Here is a 10,560-nt window from a genome sequence, read left to right on the forward strand (position 1 = left end):
CACGCGCTCAAGACGGGGTACGACCCGCTGCGGGGCGAGTGGCCCGACGAGGTCCTCGACGCGCTGGGCATACCGGCGTCCTGGCTGCCGCCCGTCCAGCCGCCGGGCACCTCGGTCGGCACCGTCTGCGCCGGGGCGGCGGCCGAGACGGGACTGCCCGAGGGCTGCGAGGTCCGGCTCGGCATGACGGACGGCTGCGCCGGCCAGCTCGCCACCGGAGCGGTGGCTCCCGGCCAGTTCGTGGGCGTCCTGGGTACGACGTACGTCCTCAAGGGCGTCACCCGCCGCCTGGTCACCGACCCCTCCGGTGCCCTCTACAGCCACCGGCACCCGGACGGCTGGTGGCTGCCGGGCGGGGCCTCCAACACCGGCGGCGAAGCCCTCGCCCACCGCGACGCGGAGCGGCTGCCCGCACTGGACGCGGCGGCCGGCGCGCGCGGGCCCGCCTCCTGCGTGAGCTACCCCCTGCGCCGGGAGGGCGAGCGCTTCCCCTTCGTGGCGGGCGCCGCGCGCGGCTTCACCCTGGGCACCCCCGCCGACGACGCGGACCGGCACCGCGCCGACCTGGAGGGCGTCGCCTTCCTCGAACGGCTCGCCCTGGAGCGCGTCCAGGCCCTCGGCGTACCGGTGTCCGCGCCGCTCCACGCGGCGGGCGGCGCCAGCCGCAGCCGGCTGTGGACCCGCATCCGCGCCACCACGCTCGGCATGCCCCTCCGTGTCGTCCCGCACGCCGAAACCGCCCTGGGCGCAGCCCTGCTGGCCGCCACCGGCACGCTCCACCCCTCCCTGGAGGAGGCCGCCGCCGCGATGACCTCCGACGGCCACCTCGTCGACCCCCTCCCCGGGGAGAAGGCCGCCCTGGACGACTCCTACGGCCGCTTCGTCCAGGAACTCACCCACCGCGGCTGGCTCTCCCCCCTCCCCGCCGCCTGACGCTCCCGCGCGGTGCGGGGCGGCGCCGACGGGCAGGCAGGGCCGGGTCCCCCGCCGGTTGCTATGCGGACCGGTGGTCCGTATCGTTCAGGCGGACCACCGGTCCGTATTCATTGCCCTGCGGACGGAGACGAGGACCATGCCCACCACCACCGCGCCGGCACCGGCCCCGGCGGAGCTGTTCCGCCACGGCCTGGAACTGCTGTTGCAGAAGAAGATCACCGACTGGGCCGGCCTGTGGGCCCGGGACGGTGTCATGGAGTTCCCCTTCGCCCCCGAGGGCCGGCCCCGCCGGCTGGAGGGCAGGGAGGAGATCGCCGCGTACATGCGGCACTACCCCGACCACATCGACCTGCGCGACTTCCCCGAGGTGCGCATCCACCAGACCGCCGATCCGGAGACGATCGTGGTGGAGATGCGCGGAGTGGGCCGCCTTGTGCAGACGGGCGGGCCCTTCGACACGCGCTACGTCGCCGTGGTGACCGTGCGGGACGGGCTGATCTGCTCCTACCGCGACTACTGGAGCCCGCTCGCCCTCCAGCAGCCCGGCGCGGACTTCACCGGGCACGCCCGATGACCGCCCCCGGGACGACGCTGGTCATCGGCGCCACGGGCACCACGGGCAGCCGCACCGCCGCGCGGCTGGCCGCCGCCGGCCACCGGGTGCGGGCGGCGAGCCGCCGGGCCGCACCGGTGCCGGGCGCTGAGGCGGTCCGCTTCGACTGGTACGACGAGACCACCCACGCGGCTGCCCTGGAGGACGCCGACCGCCTCTACCTGGTGCCTCCCGTGGGGGACCCGGACCCGGCCGCGGTGATGCTGCCCTTCCTGGAGCGGGCCCGCGCGGCCGGGGTGCGGCGCGCGGTGCTGCTCAGCTCCTCGGCCGTCCCGGAGGGCGGCCCCGCCGTGGGAGCGGTGCACGCGGCGCTGCGGCGCGGCATGGTCGAGGAGTGGGCGGTGCTGCGGCCCTCCTGGTTCATGCAGAACTTCACCGGCTCGCACCCGCATGCCGACAGCATCCGGGAGAGCGGCACGTTCATGACCGCCGCGGGGGACGGCAGGATCGGCTTCGTCGACGCGGACGACATCGCCGCCGTCGCCGTGCACGCCCTGACCGACGCGCACGCCCCGTGCACCGATCTGGTCCTCACCGGACCCGAAGCGCTCAGCCACGACGACATCGCCGCGGTCCTCACCCGGGTCGCCGGCCGGCCCGTACGGCACCGCCGTCTGACGCCCGCGCAACTGCGGGACCGCCTCACGGCGGCGCTGCCCGAAGAATTCGCCGCGCTGCTGGCCGACATGGACCGCGCCATCGCGGACGGCGCCGAGGACCGCACCACCGACACCGTCCACCGGGTCACCGGCCGGCCGCCGCACAGCTTCCCCGCCGTTGCCGAGAGGGAGTTGCGGCGAGCGGACTGACGGCAGTCATCCCGCAGGGGGGAGGCGCCGGGCGCCTCCGGAAGAGTGCCGTCAGAAGGGGTGCCAGCGCACCGTCGGGTCGGAGTCCCGGAGCGAGGCGACCCGGCGGCGGAACTCGGCCAGGGCGGCGGGGTTGCCCGGGGCGTGCTGCGCGACCCAGGCACAGCTGGCCGTCTCCCGTGCGCCGCGCAGCACCGCGCACCCCTCCCATGCGCGCACGTCCCAGCCGTAGGTGGTGCAGAAGGTGGCGTACTCGGCCGCGGGCAGCCCGTACCGGTCGTGGCTGAGGGCCATCACCACCAGGTCGTGCTCGCGCAGATCGGAGGAGAAGGTCTCCAGATCGACCAGCAGCGGGCCCCGCTGGGTGACGTGTACGTTGCGGGGCAGTGCGTCCCCGTGCACCGGGCCGGGCGGGAGGTGGGGGAGGAGTCCGGGCAGCGCGGCGACGATGTCGTCACGGCGGGCCCGCAGGAACGCCGCGTCCTCACGCGGTACCGCGTCCCCGGCCAGCCGCAGCCAGCGCTCGATCCCGCTCATCAGCTCCCGCGCGGGCAGCGCGAAGGGCGGTTCGGGCAGCGCGTGCACGAGCCGCAGCAGCCCGGCCAGGTCGGCGGCCGTCGCGGGGCGGGCGGCGGGGGGCAGCCGCTGCCAGAAGGTGACGGGGTGGTCATCGACGAGCCGTGCCGACGGCTCGGCCGCGCGCACCGCCGGTACGCCCTCCCGCTCCAGCCAGGAAGCCACCCGCAGCTCGTGCTCGGCGCGGTCCAGCAGCCGCGGGTCCCGGCCGATCCGCACCACGGTGCCGTCCAGGGCGAAGACGGCGTTCTCCCCGAGCGACAGCAGCTCCGCGCCGCCGCCGGGGCCGCCCGTCGCCGCCGCCAGCACCTCGCGTGCCCGGTCCTCGGTGAATGCCTCACTGCTCGCCATCGCCTGTGCTCCCTGGTCTCGGTCGGTCTTCTCCCAGGCTGTCAGGCGGCCGGAGGCGCGTCCGCGCCGCCCCGGTCCAAATGCGGCGTATCTCTCATCCGCCCGACGCAACCACTGTTCCACCCGAGAGGTCTGCATCATTGACAAGCACGGTGAAAACGGGCAGTTGGGAGCAGGAGTTGCACAGCAAGCGGGGCAGCAGGCCGGGAGCCGTGGCGGTGGTCGCCGCGGCGGGCACGGTGGCGGTCGGTCTGCTGACGGCGTTCGTCCAGGCGAGTTCGGGGGCGGCGGCCTCCGAGAAGCATCCGGGCTGGGAGCAGAGCGTGCGCGCTTCCCGCGTCCCCGCGCAGGCCGCCCCTCCGCGCAGCAGGCCCGAGGCGGCGCCGAGCTCCCGGCCGAAGGCGCCCCGGAAGGTCAGCCGGACGATCAGCCACCATGTGGAGCGGGGTGCCAAGGGGGCCGGGGGCGGGCCCTCGGTGGCGCTCACGCTGGACGACGGCCCGCACCCGGAGTGGACGCCCAGGACGCTGGACCTCCTGCGCAGGTACCACATCAAGGCGACGTTCTGTCTGATAGGCCCGAACGCCGAGCGCTATCCGCAGCTGGTCAAGCGCATCGTCGCCGAGGGGCACCGGCTCTGCGACCACTCGGTCGACCACGACACGGGGATGGACCACAAGCCGGTGGCGTACCAGAAGCGCCAGATACTCGGCGCGAAGAAGATGATCGACAAGGCGTCGGGCGGCGCGCCCGTGTACTACTACCGGGCCCCCGGTGGCGCGTTCACGCCCGACAGCCGCCGCATAGCCGCCCGGCACGGGATGCGCCCGCTGGGCTGGGTCGTCGATCCGGGGGACTGGCAGCGCCCGGGTGCCGAGGTGATACTCCGGCACGCCCAGGAGCAGACCGAGGACGGCGCGGTGATCCTCTTCCACGACGGCGGCGGGGACAGGTCCGAGTCCTATGAGGCCCTGCGGCAGTTCCTGCCCTGGCTGAAGGACCAGGGGTACGGTTTCGCGTTCCCGAAGGCTTGACCGGCCACCGTCAGCCGTTAAAGTCTAGACCAATCCCCCCAGTGTGCTCTCCCTCTCACCGAAGGAGCTGAGATGCACAAGAAGCCGTACAACAAGCGCAAGTTAGCCGCCCTGGCCGGTGTCGGGCTCGCCCCCGTCCTGGTCATCGGGCTCACCGCGACCCCCGCCAGTGCGCACGGCTGGGTCACCAACCCCGCGAGCCGCCAGGCGCAGTGCGCCACCGGCGTCGTCCAGTGCGGGGAGATCAAGTGGGAGCCGCAGAGCGTCGAGGGCCCCAAGGGGCTCAAGGACTGCGCGGGCGGCAACGCACGCTTCGCGGATCTGCGCGACGACAACAAGGGCTGGCGGGTCACCGACGTCGGCAGCTCGGCCACGTTCAACTGGCGGCTGACCGCCAGGCACGCCACCAGTACGTGGCAGTACTTCATCGGCAACACCAAGCTCGCCGAGTTCAACGACGGCGGCCGCATCCCCGGCGAGTACGTCTCCCACAACGTCAGCTTCCGGGGAATCACCGGTAAGCAGAAGGTGCTGGCGGTGTGGAACATCGCCGACACGGCCAACGCCTTCTACGCCTGCATCGACGTCAACATCCGCGGCTGACCTCTTCGGCGGGTGCCCGGCCGGCACCGGTCACCCGCCCGCTCCGGTACCGCGGCCGGAGCACCCTCGTTCCCGGTCACCCCCTCGCCAGGGGTGGCCGGGATTTCCCGTGTCCGCCGGAGGGCCGCACGGGCCGCCGCGTCCGGCGCCGGGAGGGGCCCGCGGAATCCGCTGTCCGGAAAACGCCTACCGGTACACGCTTTTGGGAATCGGCTGTCTGGAAACCGCGTTCTGGAACGCGCTGTTTGCGAATCGCCGACGCGCGGGATTAATCGGGTACCAGCACAATTCCGTGGTCACAGTCGCCGCTCGTGTCACCGTCAACTCGCCCGGCCCACAGGTAAGTTGGTACGACTGCTCGCGACACGCCGAATCCGCATCCGCCACCGCCCGGCTTTCCGGGTGTACGGACGCCCGACTGCCTTGATTCCAGGGGGAGTTCGGGAATTTCCCGGAATCCTATTATGGGCAGCCTTATGGGGAAACCGTTTGCTCGAATCCGGTATTGCGGCACGCTTCTTTCCAAGGAACGGCCCGCCGTGGCGAGCCTGGAACCCCCAAACACCCCACTCCTGCAAGGAGGTCCCCGTTGCCCCTTGCCCTCCTGGCTTTGGCCATTGCGACATTCGGTGCGGGCACGGCCGAGTTCGTGATGATAGGTCTGCTGCCCGAAGCCGCGTCCGACATGGGAGTCAGCATCTCCGATGCCGGCGGCTACGTATCCTTCTACTCACTCGGTGTCGTCATCGGAGCCCCGCTGCTCACCATTGCGGGTATGCGGGTCCGCCGTAAGACGATATTGCTCGCGATGACCGGCCTGTTCATTTTCGGAAACACCGCGTCAGCCTTTGTCCCGAACCACCAGCTCCTGTTGGCGGCGCGGTTTACGGCAGGGTTGCCGCACGGTGTCTTCTTCGGAATCGGCGCCGTCGTCGCGGCCGGACTCGTGGGGCCCGAAAGGCGGGGCCGCGCGCTGTCGCTGGTGCTCGTCGGCGTACCGATGGCGAACATCGTCGGCTCGCCGCTGGGCACCCTGCTCGGCCAGACCGTCGGCTGGCGCTGGACGTTCGTCGTGGTCGCGGGCATCGGCGTGCTCGGGCTCGGATCGCTGGCCGCGCTCCTGCCCCAGGAGCCGGAACCCGTCCGCGGCAGCGTGCGCGGGGAACTCGGCCTGTTCCGGAGGCCGCAGGTGTGGCTCGCCTACGCCATCGTGGTCTTCGGCTTCGCCGGAACCTCGTCCTTCTACACCTACATCCAGCCACTGGTGACCGAGGTCAGCGGCTACACCCCCACCGCCGCGACAGCGCTGCTGGCGCTCGCCGGGGCGGGCATGACGGTGGGCACGATGCTCGGCGGACGGCTCGCGGACTGGCCGGTACGGACCATCTGCGGCGCTCTGCTGACGCTGTCGGTCTCCCTCGTGCTGATCATGGTCACGGCACAGAACACCGTCCTGGTGGCCGGCAACGTGTTCCTCACCGGCATCGCGGGCATGGCCGCCATCCCCAGCGTCCAGGCCCGCATCCTCGACCACGGAAGGGACGCACCCGAACTGGGCTCCGCCAGCGTCCAGTCGGCGTTCAACATCGCCAACTCGCTGGGCGCCTCCCTCGGCGGCATGGTCATCGCCGCGGGCTTCGGCCTGACCTCACCGAGCTGGCTGGGCGCGCTGCTGGCGTTGACCGGCGCCTGTTTCGGCCTGCTGTCCGGCTGGCTGGACCGCGGCTCCCGCTCCTGGGAGGTCCCGGCCTCGACACCGTCGTGGAAGAGTGTCAAGTCGGAAGCGTTATGGGACCGAGCTGAAGCGAGACGCCGTGGCGCGGGACGGCCGGACCGTCCCGCGCCACGGCGCGCCCGGGACCTCGCCCGTACGGCCCAGGGCCGGACAGCCCCTGGCCCGTACGCCGGGAGGGCGGGGCTCAGCCGGCCGCCGCACCCTCCTCGTGGGTCCACCGCAGGATCGCGCCGAGCCCGCCGACGGGCAGCTCGTCGTCGGCCGGCGCCACCAGCACCTCGGCGTCGGTGGCCACCGCCGACCGCAGCAGCGCGTCGTCGGCCCGGGCGGAGACGGGCTCGCGCGCGCCCAGGTATGGGAGTTCGGACCGGCGCACCCCCACCTGGTCGAAGCCGTCGCCGACCCACACCTCGCGGTCCCGGTCGGGACCGCCGGGCCGCACCAGCAGCGTGCCCACCCGGTGCTCCCGGGCGGCCTCCACCAGCCGCGGCACGCCCTCGGCCACGGCCGTGCCCGCCGAACCCGCGGGCCCGGTGCCCGGGGCGTGCGCGGCCCGCAGCTCGGAGAGGGCCTCGGCGGTGTGGCGTTCGGCGAACTCCCGGCGGGCGCGCTCCGTCTCGCGGTCCAGCAGCTCGGTCGCCGCCCCGGCCGCGCGGCCGCCGTGCGAGGTCTCCACCGCGAGGGTCCGCAACTGCTCGGGCAGCCGCTCGTGGACGGCGCGCCGCTCGCGCGGATCGCCGCTGAGCACCAGGACGTCCGCGCCGGTCTGAAGGAACCGTTCGGCGACCGCCTCCGCGATCACCCCGGCGTTGCTCTCCCAGGTGTTCTCCACCCGCACCTGGAAGTGCTTCTCCGAGGGCTCCCCGGTGGCGGTGCGGTGCACCGGCCACTCCTCGCCGCGCGCCTGACCGGCTTGCCGGGTCCCGTGCGCGTCCACGAGTTCGAAGTCGGCGCCCGTACGGTCGATCCTCGCCGTCAGACACAGCGGGTTCTCCCCCAGCAGTTCCGGCAGCGGGCCCAGATGGGGCAGTGCCGAGAAGGACACCTGGGCGCGGTCGGGTGCCCTGGTCAGCGGCAGGTCGAGGACGACGTCGCCGTCCGCCGCGAAGACGACGGCACCCTGCGGTTCGGTCCGCGGGGAGAGCGCCGCCAGGCGTTCCGCGACGGCTTCCGCGGTGGCCGCCCCGGCCCCCTGCCGCGCCAGCTCGTCCCCCACGGCGCGGGCCGTCAGCCGGCGCTCGTCCCCGGAGGTCTCGGTCGCCCGTGCCGTACCGACGTAGGCGGTGGCCCACGGTCCGCTCCGGTCGAGTAGGGGAGCGAGGGAATCGAGGCGCATGGTTCCTCCCTGCGTCGTCGAGGGGGCGATGTGCGGATGTGATCGTCGTGGCGTGGTGGTGCCGGACGTGTACGAGGGGCGCCCGGGACCGCCCGCGGTCCGTGCGGGTACCCCGCGCCCCGGGCACCGACACGCCGGTCCGCGGCCGCGGACCCCCTCCCGTGTGCGGACCGCGCGCGGCGGAGGCCGTCCGTCCGTTCCGCCCGGCGGCCCCCGGGACGAGCCGGGACAGGGGCATGTCAGGATCCGGGGCATGGCGTCACTGAGCGAACTCCTGCCCGCCGAGGCGATCCGCCTCGGCCTGACCGCCGACGACTGGCGCTCCGCCGTCCGCGCGGCGGGCGACCTGCTGGTCGCGACCGGCACCAGCACCGACGCGTACACCGACGCGATGGTCCGCACCGTCGAGGAGAACGGGCCGTACATCGTGATCGCGCCCGGTTTCGCCTTCGCGCACGCCAGGCCCTCGCCGGAGGTCCTCCGTACCGGACTGTCCTGGGTGCGGCTGGCCGAACCCGTCACGTTCGGCCACCAGACCAACGATCCCGTCACCCTCGTCGTCGCGCTGGCGGCCCGCGACTCCGGTTCCCACACGGCGGCGATGGCGGCCCTCGCCCGGCTGCTGGGAGACCCCGAGACCGAGGCCGCCCTGCGAGCCGCATCCGACCCCGAGGCGCTGCGCCGGGTGCTGGCGCGGCAGGACGGGAACGGGGACGGGGACCAGGACCGGGCCCGGGACGCCGAGGACACCGGCGGCAGGGCCGGGGAGCGGCGGCGGCCCGCCACGGCGAGCGCGAGCGGGCCCGCGGTGCACAAGATCCTCACCGTCTGCGGCAACGGCGTCGGCACCAGCCTCTTCCTCAAGAACACCCTGGAGCAGGTCCTGGACCGCTGGGGCTGGGCCCGGCACATCACCGTCGAGGCCACCGACACCATCTCGGCCCGGGGCAAGGCGTCGGAGGCGCAGGCCGTGCTCGCCTCCCGCGAGATCGCCAGGACGCTGGGTGACATCGGCGTCCCCGTCAAGATCGTGGAGGACTTCACCAGCACCGCGGAGGTGGACGCCGTGCTCCGCGACACCTACGACGTCTGACCCCACCGGGTACCGGCTCCCGCCACCACCCCTGCACGAAGCGGAAGGCTCCATGGACTGGCTCGTCACGACCGCGACGTTCCTCGTCAACGAGATCCTCAGCGTTCCCGCATATCTCATCGGCCTCATCACGGCGGCCGGACTCATCGCCCTGAAGAAGCCCGCGGGGCAGATCGCCGGCGGCGCCATCAAGGCGACGCTGGGCTTCCTGCTCATCAACGCCGGCGCCGGGTCCGTCGTCGGCTCCCTGGAGCCGCTGGGGCGGATGATCCAGGGCGCCACCGGGGCGCACGGGGTGATCCCCACCAACGAGGCCATCGTCGGCATCGCCCAGGCGCAGTTCGGCGCGCGGGTGGCCTGGCTGATGATCGTCGGCTTCGGACTGGGCCTGCTGCTGGCCCGGTTCACACCGCTGCGCTACGTCTTCCTGACGGGCCACCACATGCTCTTCATGGCGACGCTGCTGACCGTGGTGCTGGCCACGGCGGGGCTGCCCGCCTGGGCCGTGGTGACGGTCGGCGGTGCGCTGCTGGCCATCCTGCTGGTGTCCATGCCCGCCTTCGCGCACCCGTGGACCAAGCGCGTCACCCGGAGCAACTCGCTGGCGATAGGCCACTTCGGGACGGCCGGCTATGTGGCGGCGGGCGCGGTCGGGCAGCTCGTGGGCAGGCGCAGCCGCAGCACCGAGGACATGAAGCTGCCCGAGGGCCTGCGCTTCCTGCGGGACTCCATGGTGGCCACCGCGCTGTCGATGCTCCTCATCTACGTGACCATGGCCGTCGTCCACCTCGCCAAGTCGGGGAAGCGGGCGGCCTTCGAGGCGTTCGCCACCGGCAACGGCGCCGCCGCCACGGATGTGGGGAACTACCTGATGAAGGCCGTCATGCAGGGCCTCCAGTTCGGCATCTCGGTCGCCGTCATCCTCTTCGGCGTCCGCACCATCCTGGCCGAACTCGTCCCCGCCTTCCAGGGCATCGCGCAGAAGGCCGTACCCGGCGCCGTGCCCGCGCTGGACGCGCCGATCGTCTTCCCGTACGCGCAGAACGCGGTGCTCGTCGGCTTCCTCGCCAGCTTCACGGGCGGCCTGTGCACCCTCGCGCTGCTCGCCTGGGTGCTGGAGCCGGCCTTCGGGCTGGCACTGGTACTGCCCGGCCTCGTCCCGCACTTCTTCACCGGCGGCGCGGCCGGTGTCTACGGCAACGCTACGGGCGGCAGGCGCGGTGCCGCGCTCGGCGCCTTCTGCAACGGCGTGCTCATCACCCTGCTGCCCGCCGTCCTGCTGAAGGTGCTCGGCGCCTTCGGGGAGGAGAACACCACGTTCGGTGACGCCGACTTCGGCTGGTTCGGCTCCCTCATCGGCTTCGCCGCCAAGGCGGGCACGGCGGGCGGCATCGTGCTGATGCTCCTGGCGGGCGCCGCCGTGCTGGCGGGCGCCATCCTGGTGCAGAAGCGGGTCGTGGAGCCCGGCTGGGAC

9 protein-coding genes and 1 pseudogene are annotated in these 10,560 nt (G+C 73.2%); 8 read left to right on the forward strand and 2 right to left on the reverse strand.

Annotated elements, in window-relative coordinates; all coding sequences use genetic code 11:
• The 3 genes from FM076_RS28645 to FM076_RS28655 all read left to right on the forward strand — a co-directional run.
• Positions 1-933, forward strand: a 933-nt coding sequence (locus FM076_RS28645; protein ID WP_243274662.1) for an FGGY-family carbohydrate kinase, incomplete at its 5' end; no start/stop codon positions are given.
• Between the two features lie 139 nt (positions 934-1,072).
• Positions 1,073-1,510 carry a nuclear transport factor 2 family protein gene (locus tag FM076_RS28650; RefSeq protein WP_173873756.1) on the forward strand — a complete coding sequence of 146 codons (438 nt, stop codon included), beginning with the start codon at positions 1,073-1,075 and terminating at the stop codon, positions 1,508-1,510.
• A complete protein-coding gene (locus FM076_RS28655; protein ID WP_173873757.1) occupies positions 1,507-2,358 on the forward strand; it encodes an NAD(P)H-binding protein in 852 nt (283 codons plus the stop codon). The genes FM076_RS28650 and FM076_RS28655 overlap by 4 nt, the downstream gene beginning before the upstream one ends.
• A 51-nt stretch (positions 2,359-2,409) precedes the next feature.
• Here FM076_RS28655 and FM076_RS28660 read toward each other — a convergent pair whose 3' ends face one another.
• Entirely contained in the window at positions 2,410-3,285 is an 876-nt protein-coding gene (locus FM076_RS28660) for an aminoglycoside phosphotransferase family protein (protein WP_173873758.1), read from the reverse strand.
• Between the two features lie 152 nt (positions 3,286-3,437).
• On the opposite strand from FM076_RS28660, the gene FM076_RS28665 reads away from it, so the two are divergent.
• From FM076_RS28665 to FM076_RS28675, 3 genes and pseudogenes are all read left to right on the forward strand, one after another.
• Positions 3,438-4,319, forward strand: coding sequence for a polysaccharide deacetylase family protein (locus tag FM076_RS28665; protein WP_345945297.1), 882 nt, complete (start codon positions 3,438-3,440; stop codon positions 4,317-4,319).
• 72 nt (positions 4,320-4,391) lie between these two features.
• Positions 4,392-4,922 carry a lytic polysaccharide monooxygenase auxiliary activity family 9 protein gene (locus FM076_RS28670; protein WP_173873760.1) on the forward strand — a complete coding sequence of 177 codons (531 nt, stop codon included), beginning with the start codon at positions 4,392-4,394 and terminating at the stop codon, positions 4,920-4,922.
• A gap of 652 nt (positions 4,923-5,574) precedes the next feature.
• Positions 5,575-6,477, forward strand: a pseudogene (locus FM076_RS28675) (MFS transporter); the annotation flags it as partial.
• Positions 6,478-6,841: 364 nt separating this feature from the next.
• Here FM076_RS28675 and FM076_RS28680 read toward each other — a convergent pair.
• Positions 6,842-7,993 carry a Vms1/Ankzf1 family peptidyl-tRNA hydrolase gene (locus FM076_RS28680; RefSeq protein WP_173873761.1) on the reverse strand — a complete coding sequence of 384 codons (1,152 nt, stop codon included), beginning with the start codon at positions 7,991-7,993 and terminating at the stop codon, positions 6,842-6,844.
• A gap of 253 nt (positions 7,994-8,246) precedes the next feature.
• Here FM076_RS28680 and FM076_RS28685 point away from each other — a divergent pair, with 253 nt between their 5' ends.
• Positions 8,247-9,086: a PTS sugar transporter subunit IIA gene (locus FM076_RS28685; protein WP_173873762.1), complete on the forward strand. Its 840-nt coding sequence runs from the start codon at positions 8,247-8,249 to the stop codon at positions 9,084-9,086.
• 52 nt (positions 9,087-9,138) lie between these two features.
• On the forward strand, positions 9,139-10,560 hold a 1,422-nt coding region (locus FM076_RS28690), incomplete at its 3' end, for a PTS ascorbate transporter subunit IIC (protein ID WP_173873763.1).

The organism is Streptomyces albus subsp. chlorinus (genome assembly GCF_013302895.1).
Lineage (GTDB): Bacteria > Actinomycetota > Actinomycetes > Streptomycetales > Streptomycetaceae > Streptomyces > Streptomyces chlorinus.

Excerpts from the sequence above, each read along its gene's own strand:
- FM076_RS28660 (WP_173873758.1), bottom strand. The coding sequence starts at position 3,285 with ATGGCGAGCAGTGAGGCATTCACCGAGGACCGGGCACGCGAGGTGCTG.
- FM076_RS28680 (WP_173873761.1), bottom strand. The coding sequence starts at position 7,993 with ATGCGCCTCGATTCCCTCGCTCCCCTACTCGACCGGAGCGGACCGTGG.
- FM076_RS28685 (WP_173873762.1), top strand. The coding sequence starts at position 8,247 with ATGGCGTCACTGAGCGAACTCCTGCCCGCCGAGGCGATCCGCCTCGGC.
- FM076_RS28655 (WP_173873757.1), top strand. The coding sequence starts at position 1,507 with ATGACCGCCCCCGGGACGACGCTGGTCATCGGCGCCACGGGCACCACG.
- FM076_RS28670 (WP_173873760.1), top strand. The coding sequence starts at position 4,392 with ATGCACAAGAAGCCGTACAACAAGCGCAAGTTAGCCGCCCTGGCCGGT.
- FM076_RS28650 (WP_173873756.1), top strand. The coding sequence starts at position 1,073 with ATGCCCACCACCACCGCGCCGGCACCGGCCCCGGCGGAGCTGTTCCGC.